Origin of the sequence: Sporosarcina gallistercoris, assembly GCF_014836415.1 — a bacterium.
GTDB classification, from domain to species: Bacteria; Bacillota; Bacilli; order Bacillales_A; family Planococcaceae; genus Sporosarcina; species Sporosarcina gallistercoris.
This window is the reverse complement of the sequence record NZ_JACSQY010000008.1, coordinates 34,328-56,566: the sequence shown is the minus strand read 5'-3', so window position 1 is coordinate 56,566 and position 22,239 is coordinate 34,328. Positions and strand designations below refer to the sequence as shown.

Annotated in this window: 22 protein-coding genes and 2 riboswitches; all 22 genes read left to right on the top strand. The window is 44.7% G+C overall.

The window, feature by feature from the left end; genetic code table 11:
* Positions 1-37: 37 nt before the first annotated feature.
* A complete protein-coding gene (locus H9659_RS11090; RefSeq protein ID WP_191690467.1) occupies positions 38-397 on the top strand; it encodes an arsenate reductase family protein in 360 nt (119 codons plus the stop codon).
* A 77-nt stretch (positions 398-474) separates the two neighbouring features.
* Positions 475-858 carry a glycine cleavage system protein GcvH gene (gene gcvH / locus H9659_RS11085; protein WP_191690465.1) on the top strand — a complete coding sequence of 128 codons (384 nt, stop codon included), beginning with the start codon at positions 475-477 and terminating at the stop codon, positions 856-858.
* Positions 859-924: 66 nt separating this feature from the next.
* Entirely contained in the window at positions 925-1,224 is a 300-nt protein-coding gene (locus H9659_RS11080) for a thioredoxin family protein (RefSeq protein WP_191690463.1), read from the top strand.
* A gap of 50 nt (positions 1,225-1,274) precedes the next feature.
* Positions 1,275-1,380: riboswitch (SAM riboswitch) on the top strand.
* A 394-nt stretch (positions 1,381-1,774) separates the two neighbouring features.
* On the top strand, positions 1,775-2,797 hold the full coding sequence (locus H9659_RS11075) for a methionine ABC transporter ATP-binding protein (RefSeq protein WP_191690462.1): 1,023 nt from the start codon (positions 1,775-1,777) through the stop codon (positions 2,795-2,797).
* On the top strand, positions 2,794-3,462 hold the full coding sequence (locus H9659_RS11070) for a methionine ABC transporter permease (protein WP_191690460.1): 669 nt from the start codon (positions 2,794-2,796) through the stop codon (positions 3,460-3,462). Before H9659_RS11075 ends, H9659_RS11070 begins: the two co-directional genes overlap by 4 nt.
* A gap of 112 nt (positions 3,463-3,574) precedes the next feature.
* Entirely contained in the window at positions 3,575-4,417 is an 843-nt protein-coding gene (locus H9659_RS11065; protein ID WP_191690458.1) for a MetQ/NlpA family ABC transporter substrate-binding protein, read from the top strand.
* A 136-nt stretch (positions 4,418-4,553) separates the two neighbouring features.
* A complete protein-coding gene (locus H9659_RS11060) occupies positions 4,554-5,753 on the top strand; it encodes a dicarboxylate/amino acid:cation symporter (RefSeq protein WP_191690456.1) in 1,200 nt (399 codons plus the stop codon).
* Positions 5,754-6,084: 331 nt separating this feature from the next.
* Positions 6,085-6,864: a Fe-S cluster assembly ATPase SufC gene (sufC, locus tag H9659_RS11055; protein ID WP_191690454.1), complete on the top strand. Its 780-nt coding sequence runs from the start codon at positions 6,085-6,087 to the stop codon at positions 6,862-6,864.
* Between the two features lie 18 nt (positions 6,865-6,882).
* Entirely contained in the window at positions 6,883-8,190 is a 1,308-nt protein-coding gene (gene sufD / locus H9659_RS11050) for a Fe-S cluster assembly protein SufD (RefSeq protein ID WP_191690453.1), read from the top strand.
* Complete coding sequence (locus H9659_RS11045) at positions 8,190-9,410, top strand: cysteine desulfurase (protein WP_191690452.1); 1,221 nt, start codon at positions 8,190-8,192, stop codon at positions 9,408-9,410. The genes sufD and H9659_RS11045 overlap by 1 nt, the downstream gene beginning before the upstream one ends.
* Positions 9,410-9,847, top strand: coding sequence for a Fe-S cluster assembly sulfur transfer protein SufU (gene sufU, locus H9659_RS11040; protein ID WP_191690450.1), 438 nt, complete (start codon positions 9,410-9,412; stop codon positions 9,845-9,847). Before H9659_RS11045 ends, sufU begins: the two co-directional genes overlap by 1 nt.
* A gap of 22 nt (positions 9,848-9,869) precedes the next feature.
* On the top strand, positions 9,870-11,267 hold the full coding sequence (gene sufB, locus H9659_RS11035; protein ID WP_191690448.1) for a Fe-S cluster assembly protein SufB: 1,398 nt from the start codon (positions 9,870-9,872) through the stop codon (positions 11,265-11,267).
* A 138-nt stretch (positions 11,268-11,405) separates the two neighbouring features.
* Positions 11,406-12,113: an N-acetylmuramoyl-L-alanine amidase gene (locus H9659_RS11030; protein ID WP_191690446.1), complete on the top strand. Its 708-nt coding sequence runs from the start codon at positions 11,406-11,408 to the stop codon at positions 12,111-12,113.
* Between the two features lie 124 nt (positions 12,114-12,237).
* Positions 12,238-13,098, top strand: a complete 861-nt coding sequence (locus tag H9659_RS11025) for a DUF72 domain-containing protein (RefSeq protein ID WP_191690444.1) — start codon at positions 12,238-12,240, stop codon at positions 13,096-13,098.
* A 2-nt stretch (positions 13,099-13,100) separates the two neighbouring features.
* Positions 13,101-13,925 (top strand): sulfite exporter TauE/SafE family protein, encoded by an 825-nt coding sequence (locus H9659_RS11020; protein ID WP_191690442.1) that lies wholly within the window; start codon positions 13,101-13,103, stop codon positions 13,923-13,925.
* On the top strand, positions 13,922-15,304 hold the full coding sequence (locus H9659_RS11015; RefSeq protein WP_191690440.1) for a bifunctional metallophosphatase/5'-nucleotidase: 1,383 nt from the start codon (positions 13,922-13,924) through the stop codon (positions 15,302-15,304). Before H9659_RS11020 ends, H9659_RS11015 begins: the two co-directional genes overlap by 4 nt.
* Before the next feature lie 54 nt (positions 15,305-15,358).
* A complete protein-coding gene (gene yunB / locus H9659_RS11010) occupies positions 15,359-16,126 on the top strand; it encodes a sporulation protein YunB (RefSeq protein WP_225217789.1) in 768 nt (255 codons plus the stop codon).
* Between the two features lie 54 nt (positions 16,127-16,180).
* Positions 16,181-16,361, top strand: a riboswitch (Lysine riboswitch).
* 134 nt (positions 16,362-16,495) lie between these two features.
* Complete coding sequence (locus tag H9659_RS11005) at positions 16,496-18,073, top strand: Na+/H+ antiporter NhaC family protein (protein ID WP_191690438.1); 1,578 nt, start codon at positions 16,496-16,498, stop codon at positions 18,071-18,073.
* Positions 18,074-18,364: 291 nt separating this feature from the next.
* Positions 18,365-19,552, top strand: a complete 1,188-nt coding sequence (locus tag H9659_RS11000) for an ABC transporter substrate-binding protein (RefSeq protein WP_191690435.1) — start codon at positions 18,365-18,367, stop codon at positions 19,550-19,552.
* A 79-nt stretch (positions 19,553-19,631) separates the two neighbouring features.
* Positions 19,632-20,507, top strand: a complete 876-nt coding sequence (locus tag H9659_RS10995; protein WP_191690432.1) for a branched-chain amino acid ABC transporter permease — start codon at positions 19,632-19,634, stop codon at positions 20,505-20,507.
* A gap of 13 nt (positions 20,508-20,520) precedes the next feature.
* On the top strand, positions 20,521-21,471 hold the full coding sequence (locus H9659_RS10990) for a branched-chain amino acid ABC transporter permease (protein ID WP_191690659.1): 951 nt from the start codon (positions 20,521-20,523) through the stop codon (positions 21,469-21,471).
* Complete coding sequence (locus H9659_RS10985) at positions 21,461-22,237, top strand: ABC transporter ATP-binding protein (RefSeq protein ID WP_191690430.1); 777 nt, start codon at positions 21,461-21,463, stop codon at positions 22,235-22,237. Before H9659_RS10990 ends, H9659_RS10985 begins: the two co-directional genes overlap by 11 nt.
* The last annotated feature ends 2 nt before the right edge of the window (positions 22,238-22,239 follow it).

Below are 22,239 nucleotides of genomic sequence, written 5' to 3'. Positions count from 1 at the left end.
TTTTTGTGGTAAAATGGTACTAATGGGGGTGACTGAATTGGGACTGCACTATTATGGCTATCCGAAATGTACAACTTGTAAAAAGGCTGAAAAATGGATGAAAGAAAATGATATTCCATATGAAGCATCGAACATTGCTGAACAGCCGCCGAGCGAGCAAGCACTGAAAGAGATGGTCGCAAGCTCTGGTTTGCCGCTTAAGAAGTTTTTTAACACAAGTGGCATGAAATATCGTGAACTTGGATTGAAAGACAAACTCGCTTCTATGAGTGACGACGAACAAATCAAATTACTGGCATCAGACGGTATGCTCATTAAGCGACCTCTTGTGACAGATGGAAACACAACCACAGTTGGATTCAATGAGAAGACTTTCGGCGAAACATGGAAGGCGTAAGTTCAATTCTTGTCTTTCAATGGTAGCTGTGGCAAAATGGAATCAGATATATAATATAACTGTTGGAGGGGTAAAGAATGAGCACACCACAAGGTTTGAAGTATTCTGAAGAGCACGAATGGGTTAAAGAAGAAGACGGTAAATACCGAATCGGAATCACTCACTTTGCACAATCTGAGCTTGGCGATATCGTATTCGTTGAATTGCCATCAGTTGGCGACGAATTGAAATCGGACGAGCCATTCGGCAGTGTTGAATCTGTAAAAACGGTTTCAGAATTATATGCGCCGATCAGCGGTAAAGTCGTTGAAGTGAACGAAGAATTAGAGGACAGCCCTGAGCTTGTCAACGAATCTCCTTACGAGGGTGCATGGATGGTTGTTGTGGAAGCAACGAACCCAGCTGAACTTGATGAGCTGATGTCTCCTGAAGACTACGACAAAATGACTGTCGGAGAATAATACAAAAAGGCGCCGTCTATCCGGCGTCTTTTATATTTCCTTTGAAAAAGAGTGTAGGTGATCGTGATGAATGAGTGGACATATAATGATTGGAAAGTTCTCACTGAACAAGAAGAACTTGCGGCTTTTTATTTATACACACCGCTATGCGGAACGTGTGCTGTTGCGAGCAAAATTTTGAGTGTCGTTACAGAGTTAAAGCCAGCTGTTCTGATTGGAAAAGCCAATTTGAACTTTGTCGAAGAACTCGCAGCAGAATACCAGATTGAAAGCGTTCCGTGCCTGCTCATAAAGCGAAAAGGGGAGCCTGCTGAGAAAGTCTACGCCTTTCAATCGGTTCAAAATATCCTGCAAAAGCTTAGTTGACAGTCAAGAACCGCTATGGTATAACTAATAGCAACCAATTGAATAACTGACTCTTATACAGAGAGGTGGAGGGGAGTACCCTGCGAAGCCCGGCAACCGTCAAATTACTTGAAATGGTGCCAAGTCACACAAAGCGTATGCTTTGAAAGATGAGAGATCGGATGAACGCCATGAATTTTTATGCGTACGCCTTTCTGTGAATCTGCAGGAAGGCGTTTTTGTTTTTTATGTTGAAGTGAAAATCACCATCAGTTCAAACATATTAGTTGTTTGTATCGGAAGGCGGCGACTCCTGAGGGATCAGTGAAAGCCGTAACGAAGAACGGCTTTTGCGAGTAAAAGCGAAGCGTTAGGAGCAGAGTGCCGGATGCCTTAATTTCTTTAAGAGCTCAGAAATACGGCAAATCGAACTCTTCGTGGTTCGATTGGCTGAAATCGAGCCCCTCGGAAAGCGTCCGCCTGGAGAGGAAAACAACGGCAAGTGGAAGGATTGTTCACTTATATAGCGATTAGTATTGAACAGAATGAAAAGCAGTGAGGTGGGTGTCGAATGATTCAATTAGCAAATGTCAACAAACGATTTGGGACCTCAAGCACTGCGATTACTGCAGTTGACGGAGTAAACCTGACAATTGAAGAAGGAAAGATATATGGCATTATCGGGTATAGTGGTGCCGGGAAAAGTACACTGATCCGGTTGCTGAACGGATTGGAACAACCAACTGAAGGAACCGTCGAAGTGAACGGACGTAAGATTTCATCCATCGGGGGGAAAGAACTGCGCCATGCCCGCCAAAAAATCAGTATGATCTTCCAACATTTCAACTTGCTTTGGTCTCGTACGGTAAAAGAGAACATCACGTTCCCATTAGAAATAGCCGGAGTTAAAAAAGCGGAGCGGGAGCGGAAAGCATCGGAATTGATAGAACTTGTGGGGTTAGCAGGTCGTGAAAATGCGTACCCATCCCAATTATCAGGTGGACAGAAACAGCGTGTCGGAATTGCCCGAGCACTTGCAAACGATCCTGAAGTGCTCTTATGTGACGAAGCGACGTCAGCACTCGATCCAGAAACGACAGATGCGATTCTTGACTTGCTGACAAGTATTAACGAACGTCTTGGACTGACAATTGTCCTGATCACGCACGAAATGCACGTTATCCGGAAAATCTGTCATGAGGTTGCAGTGATGGAAGCAGGACGCGTTGTAGAAACAGGAGACGTACTGCAACTGTTCCAGTCACCGAAAGAACCGATTACAAAACGTTTCGTATCACAAGTGACCGAACCTGAAGATGCGAAGAAAGTGATGTCGCTCATGCGTCAGGATTATCCGGATGGCATACTCGTCAAGCTAGCGTTTGTTGGTGAACGTACAGAGCAGCCTGTACTCGCTAAGCTCATAAGAGAGTTTCCGGTGGACGTCAGTATTCTTCAAGGTAATATCTCACAAACGCGTGGCGGCGCATACGGGACGATGATTTTACAAATAACAGGTGAGACAGAGTCAACCGCAAATGCCATTCAATATTTGCATGAACAAGGTGTCCAGACGGAGGTGTTTGAGAAATGATAGAAACGTATTTCCCGAACGTGGACTGGGCAAAAATGTGGGACGCAACAGTAGAAACACTTTATATGACCGCGGTCTCTACCGTTTTCACTTTCATCATCGGGTTAGCACTTGGAATTCTTCTTTTCCTAACCGGGCCAGGTCATATATGGGCGAATAAGCTTGTCAATTTGCTTACAGGATCGATTGTTAACATTTTCAGATCGATTCCTTTCATTATATTGATCATCCTCCTTATTCCGTTTACTAAGTTTTTGATCGGAACAATCAGGGGGCCGGAAGCTGCCTTGCCGGCACTGATTATTGGGGCTGCTCCGTTTTATGCAAGAATGGTGCTGATCGCACTGCAGGAAATTGACAAAGGTGTTCTGGAAGCGGCTCGCTCGATGGGTGCGAAAACGTCAACAATCATCTTCAAAGTATTATTACCTGAGTCGATGCCTGCTTTAATCTCCGGGATTACAGTGACCGCAATCGCACTAGTTGGCTATACGGCGATGGCAGGGATTATCGGCGCCGGAGGATTAGGTACACTTGCCTTCCTAGATGGATTTCAACGAAGCAGAGAAGACGTCACACTCGTTGCAACCATTTTTATCCTCATCGTCGTCTTCATCCTGCAATTTGCAGGAGACTTCGCTGTTAAAAAGCTCGACAAACGGTAACCCAGGGAAAAACAGGCATGCCTGTCTACTATATTTGGTTTTGATGAAAACAGACTGATGCTTGACGACTCCGTTGATTATCAGATCAAAAAAGAAGAGGGAAGTGGATTGGATGAGAAAGTTTTTAACAGGAATTTTACTAGCCGTACTTGTATTAGCACTTGCAGCATGCGGATCGAAAGACGACAAAAATGGAAGTGCAGGCAGTTCTGATGAAGAACAAAAAGTTATTAAAGTCGGTGCTTCCAACGTTCCACACGCAGAAATCCTAGAAAAAGCGAAGCCATTGCTGAAAGAAAAAGGCTATGACTTGGAGATTGAAACGTATCAGGATTACGTATTGCCGAACCAAGATCTTGATTCTGGCGACCTGGATGCTAACTACTTTCAAACTATTCCATACATGGATGTCCAAATTGCTGATCATGGATACGACTTCACAAATGCAGGAAGCATTCATATTGAACCCATCGGAGTCTATTCAAAAAAGTACAAATCATTGGATGAACTACCTGAAGGTGCTACCATTCTCATCAGTAACTCTGTTTCCGATCACGGACGGGTTCTAGGAATTCTTGAAGCGCAAGGTCTCATCAAGCTGAAAGACGGTGTGGACAAAACGAAAGCGGAAGTGAAAGATATCGAAGAGAACCCTAAAAACCTTCAGTTCGATGCGAACTACGAAGCAGCACTTCTTCCTCAAATGTTTGAAAGTGAAGAAGGAGATGCGGTTCTTATCAACTCCAACTACGCAATTGATGCAGGTATCAACCCGATGGAAGATTCCATTGCACTGGAAGAATCTGATTCTCCATACGTCAACGTCATCGCTGTGAATACTGGTGACGAAGACAAACCTGGTATTAAGGCACTTGTCGACGTTCTGACTTCTAAAGAGATCCAAGATTTCATACTCGATGAATGGAAAGGTTCCGTCGTACCAGTTACTAAATAATAATAGAAGCAACCCCTCATCTTTGACTCCAAAAGATGAGGGGTTTTTTGGATAATAAATAGGACTGAAATTTAAAGCGTTTTCATGTATGATAGAGAGAGTTTTACTAATTCAACGTACGAAAGGAGTTTGAAACGTGAAATTTAAAATAGGACTTATTTGGAGAATCGTCATTGCAATCGGTCTCGCAGTTGGCCTTGGCTATGTGACGCCCTTGATTGGTGAAGGATTCGCAAGAGGCTTCACACGCTTTTTTGCCACATTCAACATGATCTTTGGAGGATTCCTCAACTTTGTGGTTCCCCTCATTATTTTAGCATTCATCGCACCGGGAATTGCCAAACTTGGTAAAGGTTCTGGAAAGCTGCTTGGTCTTGCAACGCTATTTGCGTATGCTTCAACAATCATCGCAGGAATTCTTGCTTATTTTGCAGCTACCAACTTACTGCCAGGATACATAAGCGGGTTGGGGAGTAAATCGATTGATACAGCGAAGGAGGCAGCAAGTTCATTCTTCGAATTGGAGATGACACCTCTTATGGGGGTTATGACGGCATTGCTTCTCGCGTTCGTATTAGGAATCGGAATGGCTGCAATCGGCAGCAAAACGATGCTTCATATGTTTGAAGAATTGAATGTAATTATTGAAAAGGTAATCTCAGTCATTATTATTCCGCTTTTACCGATACATATTTTCGGGATTTTCTTGAATATGACGTATACTGGCGAAGTTGCGAAAGTACTTTCAATATTCATTTTCGTGTTTGTTATGATCATCATTCTGCATCTGATCATGCTTACACTGCAATATACGGTTGCTGGAGCGGTATCCCAACGGAATCCATTCCGTCTGATGAAAATCATGGCACCTGCTTATTTCACAGCAATTGGTACACAATCCTCGGCAGCAACGATTCCAGTCACATTGCGTCAGGCGAAACAAACTGGGGCGTCTGCACGTGTGACAGACTTTACGGTTCCGTTGTTTGCAACAATCCATTTGTCAGGAAGTACGATAACACTTGTTTCTTGCTCAATCGGGGTGATGCTCATGAACGATATGCCGATCAACTTTGTGGCCTATCTAGGCTTCATCTTCATGTTGGGGATCACAATGATCGCTGCACCAGGGGTACCTGGCGGAGCAGTAGTCGCGGCGACAGGACTTCTGTCTTCCATGTTAGGTTTCGACGAATCCATGGTAGCACTCATGATTGCGCTATACATGGCACAAGATAGCTTCGGAACTGCAACGAACGTTACAGGTGATGGAGCTCTTGCAATTGTCGTCGACAGCTTTTCAAAAGACGGCACATCTGCCAAACTATCGAAATGATTGACCTACAATAAGCAGCGCGTCTATCTTCTGATCTATAAGAGGATGGCGCGCTTTTTTCTATACAAGGGATAAAGAACTAGTTGAGAATACCTTTGTTAATGAAGGTTAACCATAAAAATAGTTTGTGAACAGTTCGTGATAAATTCTCATTCACAAAACAGCAATTGAAAATGGAAATAAGGTATGGAATTCGATGAAATAGGAGATTTCTTTTGTGATTTATAATCATTCTTAATGATTTGCATGTACTACGTATATAGGATAAGATTAGAATGATGATAAATAGAAGATGATAGGAATTCATCTTAAGCATACTGGAGGTATTGGAATGGCTACTTTGGAAATCAAAGATCTTCATGTTTCAATCGAAGACAAAGAAATACTTAAAGGTGTCAATTTAACGATCAACACAAATGAAATCCATGCAATCATGGGACCGAACGGAACAGGTAAATCCACGCTCGCGTCTGCAATCATGGGTCATCCAAAATACGAAGTAACATCAGGATCTGTACTTCTTGATGGAGAAGAAGTTCTTGAAATGGAAGTCGATGAACGTGCAAAAGCGGGTCTGTTCTTAGGAATGCAATATCCAAGTGAAATTACAGGCGTAACAAACGCAGACTTCCTTCGTTCAGGTGTTAACGCACGCCGCGAAGAAGGGGATGAAATTTCGCTAATGAAGTTCATCCGTGAACTCGATAGCAAAATGGAACTCCTTGAAATGGACGAAGACATGGCGACTCGCTACTTGAACGAAGGATTCTCAGGTGGAGAGAAAAAACGTAATGAAATTCTTCAACTTATGATGTTGAAGCCTAAATTCGCAATTCTGGACGAAATCGACTCCGGTCTTGACATCGATGCTTTACGTATCGTTTCTACAGGTATCAACGAAATGCGCGGAGAAGACTTCGGTTGCCTAATCATTACTCACTATCAGCGTCTATTGAACTACATCACACCTGACCACGTTCACGTAATGATGCAAGGTCGTGTTGTGAAATCCGGTGGGGAAGAGCTTGCTCGCAAACTGGAAGAACAGGGCTACGACTGGATTAAAGAAGAGTTAGGAATCGAAGACGAGACGGTTGAACAAGAAGCGTAAGAGGGAGGACGATTGAACATGACGGTTGAAACTAAATTGGCATTGACCGGAGAAGACGTCCGCTCTTATTCCGCAACTACGGGAGAAGCGAGCTGGTTAACCGATCTCCGCTTGGATGCGCTGAGCAAAGTAGACTCACTTCCAATGCCGAAACCAGATAAAACTAAGATTGATAAATGGAACTTCACGGAGTTTCCTGTACATGCTGTTGAAAGCAGTGTATATGAGAACCTTGGCCAGCTTCCAGATGATGCGAAATCACTTGTAGACGCAGAAAACCAAAAAAACATCTACGTGCAACATAACAACACACCTGCTTATTTATCGTTATCAGATGAATTGAAAGAGCAAGGCGTTATTTTGACAGATATTTTTACGGCTTCTCGTGAACATAGTGAACTCGTAAAGAAATACTTCATGACAGATGGCGTTAAAGTGGACGAGCATCGACTCACTGCTTTTCACGCTGCACTCATGAACGGTGGCGTTTTTGTATACGTGCCGAAAAACGTAGAAGTGAAACAACCGATTCAAGTGTTGTTTTTGCACGACGATGCACAAGCATCTCTTTTCAACCACGTTATTGTAGTTGCTGAAGCGAATAGTGCTGTCACATACGTTGAGAACTATCTATCCACAGTTCCTCACGCTGAAGGACTCGCGAATATCATTTCTGAAGTATTCACAGGGGATAACGCTGTTGTCACTTATGGCGCAGTGGATGTACTTGCTGAAGGATTTACAACGTATGTAAACCGTCGCGGTATTGCTGGACGCGACAGCCGCATCGATTGGGCTCTTGGTTTGATGAACGACAGCAACACGATTTCAGACAACTTAACACACTTAGTTGGTAATGGCTCACGCTGTGATATGAAATCGGTTGTTGTTGGACGCGGGGCACAAAAACAAAACTTCACTTCTGAAATTGTCCACTGGGGACTTGATACAGAAGGTCATATTTTGAAGCACGGCGTTATGAAAGACTCCGCTTCATCCATCTTCAACGGTATTGGCAAAATTGAAAAAGGTGCAACTCGTTCGAATGCGGTGCAAGAGTCGCGAGTCCTCATGCTCAGCGAAAAAGCTCGTGGAGATGCCAATCCGATTTTGCTAATCGACGAAGACGATGTAACTGCGGGTCATGCCGCTTCTGTCGGACGCGTGGATCCGCTTCAGTTGTTCTACTTAATGAGCCGCGGAATTTCGAAGCAGGAAGCAGAACGACTCGTCATCCATGGTTTCCTTGAGCCGGTTGTCAGCAAATTGCCGATCGAAGGCGTCAAGAAACAATTGACGGAGGTCATTGAAAGGAAAGTGCGCTAATGCTGAACAAAGACATTCGCAACGATTTTCCGATACTCGACCAAGAAGTGAACGGTTATCCTCTCGTATACCTTGACAGTGCGGCAACTTCCCAGAAGCCGCGTCAAGTGATCGAGGCGCTTGCCAACTACTACGAAAATGATAATGCAAACGTTCACCGTGGTGTCCATACGCTTGGCAACAGAGCAACAGAAGGCTATGAAGGCGCACGGGAGACGGTTCGCAAGTTCTTAAATGCTTCATCAACAGAAGAAATCGTCTTTACGCGCGGAACGACCACCGCTTTGAATCTGGTTGCTCAAAGCTACGGTCGTGCAAACGTAGGCGAAGGCGATGAAATTCTGATCACTTATATGGAGCATCACTCGAACATCATACCTTGGCAGCAACTTGCGAAAGCGACTGGTGCTGTCTTGAAATACATCGATCTTGAAGAAGATGGAACGCTGTCACTTGAAAAAGTGAGTGATGCCATGACGGATCGGACGAAAATTGTTTCGATGATGTATGTATCAAACGTTTTAGGAACGATGAATCCAATCAAAGAAATCACGGAAATTGCTCATGTGCACAATGCGATCATGGTGGTGGATGCAGCTCAAGCAGCTCCTCACTTAAAGCTGGATGTCCAAGACCTGGACTGTGATTTCCTCGCATTTTCCGGACATAAACTATGTGGTCCGACCGGAATCGGTGCTCTCTACGGGAAGAAAGCATTGCTGAATGAAATGGAGCCTGTCGAATTCGGTGGTGAGATGATCGACTTCGTAGGACTTTATGATTCAACATGGAAAGAGCTGCCGTGGAAGTTTGAAGGCGGCACCCCGATCATTGCAGGTGCAATCGGGATGGCAGCAGCTATCGATTACATCGAATCCATTGGACTGGATGCTATCGAGAAGCACGAGCACGAACTCGTCGCATATGCAATGGAACAAATGAAGACTGTTGAAGGTCTTGAAATCTATGGCCCTCGGGATTCAAGCAAGCGTGCTGGAATTGTCACCTTCAATTTGGAAGGTGTGCATCCTCACGATTTAGCGACTGTGTTAGATATGAATGGGATCGCTGTCCGTGCAGGACACCATTGTTGCCAGCCACTCATGAAATGGCTGGATGTATCTGCTACAGCACGTGCCAGCTTCTATCTCTATAACACGAAAGAAGATGTGGACCGTCTTGTTGAAGGCCTTCGCATGGCAAAGGAGTATTTTCAATAATGGGAAACGAAAAACTGGATCAGCTGTATCGCTCAGTCATTATGGATCACTATAAAACTCCCCGTAACAAAGGGGTGCTTGAAAGCAGCAATGTCACGATCGACATGAATAATCCTACGTGCGGAGATGTTATCCATTTAACGCTGCAAGTTGAGAACGATATCGTCAAAGATGCGAAGTTTGAAGGAGAAGGATGTTCGATTTCCATGGCATCCGCTTCCATGATGACGCAGTTAATCAAAGGCAAGAACACCGAGGATGCCGTCAATGCAGCTCATGCCTTTTCAGATATGATGTTAGGTAAAGAGCTCGATGATTCTATGGATTTGGGAGATATTGAAGCGTTGACTGGCGTCGCAAAATTCCCTGCGCGCATCAAATGTGCAACTCTTCCATGGAAAGCCATGGAAAAAGGGATTACAAGCGATTCCGAATAATCGGATGAAGGAGGAATAGCAAATGGCTAAAAAGATGCCTGAAATCGGCGATTACAAATACGGTTTCCACGACAAAGATGTATCCGTATTCCGATCTGCACGTGGCTTGACGAAAGAGATTGTTGAAGAAATCTCACGTATGAAAGAAGAGCCTCAATGGATGTTGGACTACCGTCTGAAGTCATTGGAATTGTTCTACAGCAAACCGATGCCTCAATGGGGCGGAGACTTGAATTCATTGAACTTCGATGAAATTACGTACTACGTAAAACCATCGGAAGCAACAGAAACATCATGGGATGAAGTACCAGAAGAAATCAAGCGTACGTTTGACAAACTGGGGATTCCTGAAGCAGAACAAAAATACCTTGCAGGAGTTTCTGCACAGTATGAATCCGAAGTGGTTTACCACAACATGAAACAAGAACTGACAGACCTAGGGATTGTCTTTAAAGATACTGATTCAGCACTTCGTGAAAACGAAGAACTGTTCAAAAAACATTTCGGCACAGTGATTCCGAACTCTGACAATAAATTCGCTGCACTGAATTCAGCGGTTTGGTCAGGTGGATCGTTCATCTATGTACCGCCGGGCGTTAAAGTGGAAACACCGCTACAAGCGTATTTCCGCATCAACTCGGAAAACATGGGACAATTCGAGCGTACACTCATCATCGTGGACGAAGGTGCAAGCGTTCACTACGTAGAAGGCTGTACAGCTCCTGTTTATACAACGAACTCCCTTCACAGTGCGGTTGTAGAAATCATCATCAAAAAAGATGCTTACTGCCGTTACACAACGATTCAAAACTGGGCGAACAACGTATACAACCTAGTGACGAAGCGTGCTGTCTGTGATGCAAATGCAACGATGGAATGGATTGATGGTAACATCGGTTCGAAGCTGACGATGAAATATCCTGCAGTCATCCTTAAAGGTGAAGGCGCTCGCGGTATGACATTGTCGATTGCCATCGCAGGTAAAGGGCAACACCAAGATGCGGGTGCGAAAATGATGCACTTGGCTCCGAATACGTCTTCAACTATCGTTTCGAAGTCCATTTCACAGCACGGCGGAAAAGTGACATACCGCGGAATCGTCCACTTCGGACGTAAAGCGGATGGTGCTCGTTCTAACATTGAATGTGATACGCTCATCATGGATGACAAATCGACATCCGATACGATTCCATATAACGAAATCCTGAATGATAACATTTCGCTTGAACACGAAGCAAAAGTTTCCAAAGTCTCTGAAGAGCAGCTCTTCTACTTGATGAGCCGTGGTATTTCAGAACAGGAAGCGACTGAAATGATCGTCATGGGCTTCATCGAGCCATTCACAAAAGAACTTCCAATGGAATATGCAGTTGAGATGAATCGACTGATCAAGTTCGAAATGGAAGGTTCTATCGGTTAATCAATACACAATACTCAGTCCCGTGCACTTGTTCACTCAAGTGCCCGGGGCTTTTTTTCGTTTACTCTATCTCTTAAGTTATCAGAAGCCTATATAGAAGGTGATCAGTACCAGCATTTGAAAGGAGCATGGGAAATAGTGAAAATTGTACTCGATGCGGGACACGGTTTACCAACAGCAGGGAAACAAACTCCTGACGGTGAGAAAGAGTGGACCTTTAACAACGCCGTACTTCTAGCGGCTCAGTCGAAACTGGAAATGTATGAAAAAGTTGAAGTGCTGCGAGTGGATGATCCAACAGGGAGGACGGACATTCCGCTGAAAACACGCACGGAACAAGCGAACGCTTGGAAAGCAGATGTCTATGTATCCTTTCATCACAACGCCAATACAGGAGTTTGGGGTGACTGGGGCGGTGTGGAGACGTACATCTACGAGGGGATAGTTTCGAACTCGAAGGGGAACGATCTTGCATTTCTCATTCAACCGGGGCTTGTACGTGCAATGGGGCTGCGGGATCGAGGTGTTAGAAAGAAAAACTTGCATGTACTCCGTGAAACCAAAATGCCTGCCGTCCTCATTGAAGGGGGCTTCATGGATTCCCGGACTGATATCCAATCACTTAAAAATCCTCAGCGGTTGAAGGCTCAAGGCGAAGCAATAGCGGACGCGATAATCGACTATTACCAGCTACGACAGAAGTCCAGCCCAGCATCAGATTTGAACTCAGGTAAGAAATTCCGATTAGTAACAGGGACATTTCAATCCAAAGAAGATGCACAAGTCTCAGCTAATCGTCTGAGAAAGCAACATGGATGGACCGTCTATGTAAAAGAAGAATCCTAACAGCTGACCTTTGCTAACATGCAAAGGTCATTTTTTCATCCACAGACAGTTTCGAAGTCCAGAAAAACGGATTAGGTATGATATGATGAGGGTAACTGATTGGTACACGATTGGAGGGCTGTATATGATTGAAATCGGCTTAACTGGATGGGGGGACCACCCTGACGTGTATGCGCCCTCATCCACTGCAAAAGAGAAATTGATGGACTACAGTTCACATTTTCCGATAGTAGAACTTGATGCAACATTCTATGCTATCCAGCCGGAGAGGAATATCCGGAAATGGATTCGCGAAACGCCTGATCATTTCGGGTTCGTCGTCAAAGCATACCAGGGGATGACGGGACATTTGCGCGGGGAACTGCCATATGAATCGAAAGAGGAAATGTTCGAGCTTTTTCGGCTTTCAATGGAACCTCTTCAAGAAGCGGGAAAGCTATCGCTCGTCCTAGTACAGTTCCCGCCTTGGTTCGATTGTGTCAAAGAGAACGTGGATGAAATACGATACATAAGTAAGCAATTAGAAGGATTCGATATCGGGATAGAGTTCCGTCATCAGTCTTGGTACGACGAACAATTCCGTGAACGAACATTGGAATTCTTAAAAGTCAACAATCTGATTCATGTCATTGCAGATGAGCCACAAGCAGGTTCGGGAAGTGTTCCTTTCGTTCCTAGTGTCACTCGCAGTGATAAAGCGGTCATCCGTCTTCATGGGCGTAATGTAGGAGGCTGGCATAATCCAGGTGGAAGCAGGGAAGCATGGCGGAAAGTGCGTTATTTGTATGATTATACGGACAGTGAGTTAAAAGGGATACAAGCAGCCGTCGAACAGGTGGAAAAACAATGCGATTATGTGGCGGTTATTTTTAATAATAATTCAGGCGGGCATGCTGCAGAGAATGCCAAACGTTTTCAGAAATTGCTCCATCTCTCTTTCGATGACCTGGCTCCTAAACAGCTCGACATCTTTGAGGGGGAATAACGATGGAATATGTTTTGCTGATAGTCATTGGGATGCTTTCAGGAGTGGTCGGTTCACTTGTCGGACTCGGCGGAGGTACGATTTTTGTTCCGGTTACGATATTAGTCGGGATCGACTTAGGCTGGATTCCGAATGTGACGCCTCAGACGGTCGTCGGAATGTCTGTGATCATGATGGTATTCAACGGGCTTTCATCGACCCTTTTTCATATGAAAGCGAAAACGGTGGACTATAAAAGTGGATTCATCTTTTTTGCTGGAAGTGTCCCTGGCACCATCTTAGGGGCGTTTTTTAACAAGAGTCTCGATTTAGGCTCTTTTAACTTATACTTTGGCATGTTACTGATCTTTTTAGCGGGTCTATTGCTCGTCAAAAAGTATTTGAAACCGATTAATTGGTTTGTAGATCACGGAAAAGAAATCACATTCACAGATTCGCAAGGTGAAACCCATGTGTATGGGTATCCGATCTGGTTTGCCCTTCTGTTGACATTCGTTATCGGCTTAATGTCGGGCTTATTTGGAATCGGCGGCGGGGCAATGATCGTACCTGCGATGCTGTTACTGTTCCTATTCCCTCCGCACGTAGCAGTGGGGACCTCGATGCTCATGGTGTTTTTGTCTGCGCTCATCAACTCAGGATCGCACATCGTTCTCGGTCACGTTCCTTGGCTCTATTCACTCGCAGTCATTCCAGGTGCCTATATCGGAGGGACTCTCGGATCGATGTTGAACAAGAGGATGAGTTCTGAAACGCTGGTTGTCGTGTTACGCGTGCTACTGCTATTATTCGGGATTAACTCAATAATTGATGGGATTTGGGGATGACAATGATCGCTGGAAAAACAGAAACCATTCATATTTATCATACAAACGACATCCATAGCCATTTTGACAATTGGCCGGGAATCAGTGAATTCCTATTGGCTCAGCGTATGGAACACGATCAGGCGGGAGAGGCCTGTTATGTTTTCGATCTCGGGGATTTCGTCGATCGATCACATCCGTTTACGGAAGCGACTACTGGTAAAGGGAATATTGAATTACTGAATCGTGCCAAATACGATGCAGTGACAATCGGGAATAATGAAGGGATTACATTATCCCACGAAGCGCTCGAAGAATTGTATACAGATGCCCAGTTTCGGGTGGTCGTTTCCAATCTGAAAAATAGAGATGGGCGAGAGTTGGAGTGGGCTGTTCCATATACGTGTTTTACGTCGCACACCGGGGTGAAACTGGGTGTGATCGGAGCTACTGCTGTTTATGAGCTATTCTACAGTAAGCTCGACTGGTTGATCCAAGAACCACGCCAGTTGTTAGCGGATCTTGCTTCTGAACTGAAGAATACAGTGGATTGCGTAATATGTCTCTCTCATCTTGGCGTCAATGAGGACCGTTTGTTAGCGACGGAGACTTCTGACATCGAGGTTATTTTAGGCGCACATACGCATCATTTGTTTGTCTGCGGTGAAATGGTTGAAGACACGCTGTTAGCTGCGACAGGGAAGTTCGGGCAGTATGTAGGGCATGTGACCCTAAGTCTCGAGGATGGTCAAGTGGTGGAGAAGAAGGCAGCTGTAATCCCTGCCGATGACCTGAAAGCAGGAGCCCAAGAAGTGGAAGGCATTCAGCAGATGATCACCGAGGGGACGGACCAATTGGATGAAGAAGTTTTTACTGCTCCTCTGCCTCTTAGGCAAAATCTGTTCGGGGATAGCCCGTTATCGGACTTTTTCGGACGGGCATTACTCGCCTATACGAAAGCCGATTGTGGATTGTTTAACGCAGGAATCTTCCTTGGAAGTCTACGGCAAGGCATCGTGACTAAACGGGACTTGCATCGTATACTGCCTCACCCGATTAATGCGTGTGTTGTCACTGTAAAAGGCCGAGCGCTGAGAGATTATTACGAGATATCCTGTCATCCCGATTGGCCTAGAACGGAAGTGAGAGGGCTTGGATTCAGAGGGACTGTGATGGGTGCCATGATTCATGTGAATCTGAAAATGATCGATGACGTCCTATACATTGACGGAAAAATCGTGGATCCCGAAGCCGAATACAAGCTTGCAACTCTGGATATGTTTACGTTCGGATTCTTTTATCCGAATATGAAATTCGAAAAGATCGACTACCTTGTGCCGGAACTGATCCGTGATATTGTGGGTTGGTCTGGGCACGAAAACTTCGGAACAACTTCATAACAAGGCATAAGCGGCTTCTCCCCTTCATATTGTGGAATAGGGAGGCGTCGCTTTTTGAAATTCCATATGCAAGTCCCTAAAAAACGAAAACCTAAAAGAAGATGGCTTAAGTTCATCATCCCGGCCCTTCTTTTGTCGATAATCGGAAGTTTCTATTATTTGAATATGAAGTTGAAGCCGGTTTACATGAACTATGCGGAAGTCCAAACCCACAAAATCGCGGCGCATGTCATCAGTCAAGCTATCCAATCGAGGTCGGAAAGTGTGTTGGATGCGAATGATGTGCTCTTGAATCTTCCTAATGATTCTTCTGAGACGGTGACATTAAAGGTCGATACGGAAACCATAAATCAGGTCATGGCGGAGATGCATGAATTGGTTGAAGAACACTTGGATCGCGCAGAATCGGGAGACCTTGAGATGTTACCGCAAAGCGATGGCATCCAATTCGATACTGAAGAAATGGAGAAACATGGAGGCGTCGTTTTTTTCGTACCTATCGGCCAAGTAGCGGACATCCCGCTGCTCGGGAATTTAGGACCTAAGATTCCAATCCGATTCCATATCATAGGGAACGTGCATGCGGACGTAGATACAGAACTAAAAGAGTTCGGTATCAATAATGTCTATATGGAAGTGAATATGGAATTGACGGTGAATGTCCAAATCATTATTCCAATCGCAACAAAACAAAGCACCGTTGTGCAGCAATTTCCGATTGCAATTGGAATCATCCAAGGAGTGGTTCCTCAGATTTATACGAAAGGAGGGCAGAGTCCAGCCAATATCGAAATCCCTATGGAAGATGTAAAGAAGCCGTAAGTCATCTTGCATGTTCATTCGATTATTGTTATGATAAAAGAGTAATAACGTAATCGATAGGGTAGAGGCTGCATTGTTTAAGAGTACCGCATGCGAGAGTGACATCGTAGACCATGTGTGAAAGGAAACATTGCCGAAGTCTGGTGGAACGTCAATTCCATGAGGCTGGGGTCATTTCGAAAAGGGATGGCACTGTCACGGACAGCTATATTGTCCATGATGAGCTACAATCGTCAGTGAGATAACGAACGTGATTATCAAACAAACGACATGTAGACAGCCGGTACCCGGTCCACTTGAACAAAGTGAAACGGGTGCCGGCTTTTTTGTTTCCCCGGTTACACGAACAATTTGAAGGAGGAGATTGGAATGATTGGAACTTGGTTATCGATCCTACCACCAGTAATCGCCATTGTGATGGTGCTTACGACAAAGAGGGTGTTGCTATCACTCGGGGCAGGGATTCTTTCCGCTGCATTACTCGTCGCTTCCTTTGCACCTGTGGAAACATTGACACAGTTAGGGAAAGCGCTCATCGTCTCATTTTGGGCAGATGGAGAATTGAATACGTATAATATTTTCATCATGCTATTCATATTAATGCTAGGTGTCATTACAGCACTTGTCAGTCTTTCAGGTGGAAGCCGCGCCTTTGCAGAGTGGGCGGTAACGAGAATCAGAACTCGCCGAAGTGCAAAACTTCTTACGATGGTATTAGGAATTGCAATCTTTGTAGATGATTATTTCAACGCACTTGCGGTAGGTCAAATCGCGCGTCCGATTACAGATCGTCATAAAATCTCTCGCGCCAAACTTGCGTATTTCATAGACTCGACGTCCGCTCCGGTATGTGTGATTTCTCCTGTATCGAGTTGGGGAGCGTTCCTCATCGGTCAACTTGCGATCATTCTCGCAACGACCGCAACTGTGAACTACTCTCCGTTATCAGCGTTTCTCATGATGGCGCCGATGAATTTCTATGTAATCGCGACATTAGCGATGGTGTTCTTCTTCGCTTGGACGAATATCGACTTTTTTGCTATGAAAGATCATGAACAACGTGCACAAGAAACAGGAGAACTCTTCGATCCTGAAAAGGAGATTCCCGGACAACTGAAAGATGAATTCCCAGAGCACTCCCATGGACGTGTAAGAGATCTGGTTGCCCCAATTGTAACACTTGTGGCTGTAACATTAGCGGCCATGGTCGTAACCGGAATCAGAAATGGCGGAGAAATGAATATATGGGCAATTTTCGAGAACACGGACGTTCCGCTGTCATTAGTCATTGGCGGTCTTGCAGGCACTGCAATTGCCATCATTCTATATTCCACTCAATTCAAAGTGAATCAGACAGCATCTGCTAGTTTGATCGGTAAGGCGTTTATCAGTGGTGTGAAAGCGATGATGCCGGCAGTACTCATTCTTATTCTAGCTTGGTCACTGACTCACTTGATCGATATTTTAGAGACTGGACTTTTCTTATCTGAAGTAGTTGGGAAGTCGAATATCCCTGTTGCTTTCTTACCAGTTGTATTGTTTGTGTTAGCGGGTTTGATGGCATTCTCCACAGGAACGTCTTGGGGATCATTCGGGATTTTGCTTCCCATTGCAGGGACGATCATGGTCAACGCAGCTCCCGAATTGCTATTACCGGCTTTATCGGCGGTACTTGCGGGGGCGGTGTTCGGTGACCACTGTTCACCGATTTCAGATACGACCATTCTGTCCTCTACAGGAGCAGGAAGCAATCACATGGATCACGTTTCGACGCAGTTGCCGTATGCACTCATGGCAGCTGGAATCGCCACTGCTGGGTACGTTGTCCTTGGGTTGACAGGATCGATATGGATCGGGCTGGTTGCAGTAATTATTATTCTAGCTGCGCTGTTTACTTTCTGGAATGTAAGAAATTCACAGAAAGCAGTGGGCATAGCAACAAAATAATTCAAGAAAGGTATTCCTGCATAGTTGTGGGGAATACCTTTTTTGTCTTTTATGAAACTGTATTCTCTAGGAAATTAGCAATAGTTCCCCCTATCTAGAAGGCAGAAGTGACGGGAACCGAAACAATTTAACAATCTAGTAATAAGATTTTGAAAATTTGTATAGACTGAATTAGAAGTTTGTTTTAGAATAGGGATACAGAAAGAAAAGAAAGGGTGCGGATGTCGACACTCGGACTAATGTTGTCCTTTCTGTTCTAATTTCAGAATAGTTAAATAAGGGGGAAGAAAAATGAAGTTTCAAAGAGCATGGAGTCTACTTGCAGCAATGACGCTTGGCGTTGGCCTCCTAGCAGGCTGCGGTCAAGAAGAGAAGGACGGAGTATCAGGATCGAAGGATGGCGGCGGTGAGATTAAAATCGGGGTGAACCTCGAACTCTCAGGAGCAGTTGCTTCATACGGTACATCCGAAGCGGACGGAATTCAACTTGCGGTCGATGAAATCAACGACGATGGCGGAATTGACGGTAAGAAAATCAAACTTGTAAAGATTGATAATAAATCGGATGCTGCTGAAGCGACAAACGCAGCAATCAAATTGATAACACAAGAACAAGTGGTTGCGATCATTGGTGCGGCAACAAGTGGAGCTACAGTTGCACAAGCCCAAATTGCAAACGACAATAAGACGCCACTCATTAGTCCGTCTGGAACAAGCCCAACCGTGACGGTAAACGAAAAAGGGGAAGTTAATGAGTTCGTATTCCGTACGTCATTCATCGATCCTTTCCAAGGGACTGTAGCAGCGAACTTCGCGGCGAATGACCTTGGCGTTAAAAACGTCGCCATCTTCTCGGATAACGCAAGTGACTATTCAAAAGGTCTCGCTTCATCGTTCAAAGAAGACTTTGAAAAAGCGGGCGGAAAAATTGTTGCAGAAGAATCATATGTTGCTAAAGACTCCGATTTCCGTTCAACACTGACGCGCATCAAGTCAGCGAATCCGGAATTCATCTTCATCCCTGGTTACTATGAAGAAGTCGGCTTGATTGTTAAGCAAGCACGCGAAATGGGCATCGACGTTCCATTGATGGGTGCTGATGGATGGGATTCTCCAACCTTGCTGGACCTTGCAGGAGCAGATGCTCTAAACAATACGTATACGACAAACCACTACTCTTCTGACGACCCGGATGGAGCGGTGAAAGCATTCAACGATAAGTTCAACGAAGAGTATGGGAAGTCTCCAGATGCGTTCAATGCACTTGGATACGACACTGTGTACTTGTTGAAAGACGCGATTGAACGTGCTGGCAGTGCGGACTCTACAAAGATTAAAGATGCTCTTGCTGACACGGATGGACTGGATCTTGTAACAGGTAAATATTCAGTGGACGAAAACCACCACCCGATTAAATCTGCTACGATCCTGGAATACAAGGACGGCGAGCAAGTGTTCAATACGAAGGTGAATCCTTAATTTCATGAGGGGTGGGGAGCTCTCTCCCTACCTTCTTTTTTTGGAAGAAAGTCAGATGAGGAAAAAGGAGTGAGACTTCATGGAATGGCTACAGCAACTCATCAACGGTATTTCATTAGGCAGTATTTATGCGCTCATTGCGCTTGGGTATACGATGGTTTACGGCATTATTAAGTTAATCAACTTTGCGCATGGTGAAGTATTCATGATCGGTGCATTCATTGGATATATCTCCATTGCAGGATGGGGATTGGGCTTTTTCCCGGCACTCTTACTCTCCATGGCGATTTGTGCAGTGATCGGAGTCGTCATAGAGCGTATCGCTTACAAGCGGTTGCGGAATGCCACACGGATTGCTGCACTCATTACAGCGATTGGTGTATCCCTTCTTATTCAGAATGGAGTCATCTACTTCAGAGGGGCACAACCCGCAGCTTATCCTGAAGTGTTTGCGAACAAATCATTCAATCTATTCGGTGCTCAAATCAGTACACAGGCGATTCTTATTTTGTCTGTATCCGTTGCACTCATGCTTGTCCTGCAGTTCATTGTACATAAGACAAAGATCGGGAAAGCGATGCGAGCAGTATCGTATGATGCCGATGCCGCAAAACTAATGGGTATCAACGTGGATAATACGATTTCAGCAACGTTTGCAATCGGGTCTGCCCTCGCTGGAGCAGCCGGTGTCATTTTCGGACTCTATTATACGAAAATTGATCCGTTAATGGGTGTTATTCCAGGTTTGAAAGCGTTTGTTGCGGCTGTACTCGGGGGAATCGGGATTATTCCAGGGGCGGTTGCAGGCGGACTTGTACTTGGTGTAGTCGAAACGGTTGTAAGCGCCCTCGGATTCTCATTGTGGCGGGATGCGGCTGCGTTCATCATTTTGATATTGATCTTAATCTTTAAACCTTCCGGCATCTTCGGTAAAAACACAAGAGAGAAAGTGTAGGTGAATTGAAATGATGAAAAAATCTAAGCAGTTTTGGGTCTTTGCCGTTTTAGCTATTGCCATCTATGCTGCGATCCAGTTCATGATTAGTGGGGGATTCCTAAATAATTTCTATTCCAATACACTCATCTTCATGGGGATTAATATCATGCTTGCTGTCAGTTTGCACTTAGTCATCGGGATAACAGGGCAATTTTCGCTTGGGCATGCCGGTTTTCTAGCAGTAGGTGCCTATGTATCCGCCATTATGACGATGAAACTCGATTTGCCATTCTTCGCGGCCATTCTCATCGCAGGGATTGCAGCAGCGCTTGCGGGTCTAGTAGTTGGAATTCCAAGTTTGCGGTTACGCGGGGATTATCTAGCCATTGCAACACTTGGTTTTGCTGAAATTATCCGGATCATTTTCTTGAACATCGATTATGTAGGCGGAGCAGCTGGAATGCAAGTCACGCATTTGACGACATGGACGTATACATTCATTTGTCTCTTCGTAACCATTCTAGTCATTGTGAACTTCACCAATTCCAGACATGGGAGAGCTTGTATCGCTGTACGGGAAAATGAAATTGCAGCAGATGCAATGGGCATCAATACTACGTATTATAAAGTGCTCGCATTTGCAATCGGATCGTTTTTTGCAGGAGTTGCAGGTGCGTTATATGCACACAACTTTTACATTATCCAGCCTGCTAACTTCGGATTTTTAAAATCGATTGATATTTTGATTTATGTCGTGCTCGGAGGGCTCGGCAGTCTATCAGGAGCGATTGTTGCAACAATCCTACTTACGGTCGTTTCGACATTCCTCCAGGATTTCCCAGAGACTCGAATGATTATTTACAGTCTTGTCTTAATCATTGTCATGTTATACCGTCCAAAAGGATTGATGGGCAAAATGGAGTTTACAGATTACTTGAAGATGTGGATGCGTCCGAAAGGGGGAAGCCAGCATGAGCAGTGAGGTATTGTTAGATGTGCAAAGCGCAGGCATCCAATTCGGAGGGCTGAAAGCAGTTTCAGGATTCAACATGAAAATCAATAAAGGGGAATTGGTTGGACTGATTGGACCTAATGGTGCAGGAAAAACAACCAGTTTCAACTTGTTGACGGGTGTCTACGTACCGACTGAGGGGGAAATCTTCTTCGATGGAAAGAAAATCAATGGACTGCCACCCTTTAAAGTGACTCGTTTAGGAATGAGTCGTACATTTCAAAACATCCGTTTATTCAACGAACTTTCCGTTTTGGATAATGTGAAAGTCGCGTACCATTCACTTGCTAATGACTCTGTATTGAGTTCAGTGATGCGACTGCCTTCTTATTTTAAAAACGAACATGAGATGGAAAACAAAGCGATGGAATTCTTGAAAATCTTCGAACTCGATAAGTATAAGGATGAAACTGCAAAAAATCTGCCGTACGGAAAACAGCGGCGACTGGAAATTGCCCGTGCACTCGCAGCGAATCCGCATCTATTATTGTTGGATGAACCGGCAGCAGGGATGAACCCTTTTGAAACGAAGGAACTGATGGATCTCATCGCTTTTATAAGAAAAAAGTTCGGATTAACGATTTTACTGATCGAGCATGATATGAATCTTGTCATGGGAATTTGTGAACGGATTTACGTTCTTGACCATGGTGTCCTGCTTGCAGAAGGATCACCTGAAGAAATCCGGAACAATCCGAAGGTAATTGAAGCGTATTTAGGGGAGGAAATTGTATGAGC

Bases quoted from the DNA above. Each gene is read 5' to 3' on its own strand.
- sufD (WP_191690453.1), top strand. From the start codon at position 6,883: ATGACGGTTGAAACTAAATTGGCATTGACCGGAGAAGACGTCCGCTCT.
- H9659_RS11000 (WP_191690435.1), top strand. From the start codon at position 18,365: ATGAAGTTTCAAAGAGCATGGAGTCTACTTGCAGCAATGACGCTTGGC.
- H9659_RS11025 (WP_191690444.1), top strand. From the start codon at position 12,238: ATGATTGAAATCGGCTTAACTGGATGGGGGGACCACCCTGACGTGTAT.
- H9659_RS10985 (WP_191690430.1), top strand. From the start codon at position 21,461: ATGAGCAGTGAGGTATTGTTAGATGTGCAAAGCGCAGGCATCCAATTC.
- sufU (WP_191690450.1), top strand. From the start codon at position 9,410: ATGGGAAACGAAAAACTGGATCAGCTGTATCGCTCAGTCATTATGGAT.
- sufB (WP_191690448.1), top strand. From the start codon at position 9,870: ATGGCTAAAAAGATGCCTGAAATCGGCGATTACAAATACGGTTTCCAC.
- H9659_RS11065 (WP_191690458.1), top strand. From the start codon at position 3,575: ATGAGAAAGTTTTTAACAGGAATTTTACTAGCCGTACTTGTATTAGCA.
- H9659_RS11045 (WP_191690452.1), top strand. From the start codon at position 8,190: ATGCTGAACAAAGACATTCGCAACGATTTTCCGATACTCGACCAAGAA.
- H9659_RS10995 (WP_191690432.1), top strand. From the start codon at position 19,632: ATGGAATGGCTACAGCAACTCATCAACGGTATTTCATTAGGCAGTATT.
- H9659_RS11005 (WP_191690438.1), top strand. From the start codon at position 16,496: ATGATTGGAACTTGGTTATCGATCCTACCACCAGTAATCGCCATTGTG.
- H9659_RS11080 (WP_191690463.1), top strand. From the start codon at position 925: ATGAATGAGTGGACATATAATGATTGGAAAGTTCTCACTGAACAAGAA.
- gcvH (WP_191690465.1), top strand. From the start codon at position 475: ATGAGCACACCACAAGGTTTGAAGTATTCTGAAGAGCACGAATGGGTT.
- H9659_RS10990 (WP_191690659.1), top strand. From the start codon at position 20,521: ATGAAAAAATCTAAGCAGTTTTGGGTCTTTGCCGTTTTAGCTATTGCC.
- H9659_RS11070 (WP_191690460.1), top strand. From the start codon at position 2,794: ATGATAGAAACGTATTTCCCGAACGTGGACTGGGCAAAAATGTGGGAC.
- sufC (WP_191690454.1), top strand. From the start codon at position 6,085: ATGGCTACTTTGGAAATCAAAGATCTTCATGTTTCAATCGAAGACAAA.
- H9659_RS11015 (WP_191690440.1), top strand. From the start codon at position 13,922: ATGACAATGATCGCTGGAAAAACAGAAACCATTCATATTTATCATACA.
- H9659_RS11075 (WP_191690462.1), top strand. From the start codon at position 1,775: ATGATTCAATTAGCAAATGTCAACAAACGATTTGGGACCTCAAGCACT.
- H9659_RS11020 (WP_191690442.1), top strand. From the start codon at position 13,101: ATGGAATATGTTTTGCTGATAGTCATTGGGATGCTTTCAGGAGTGGTC.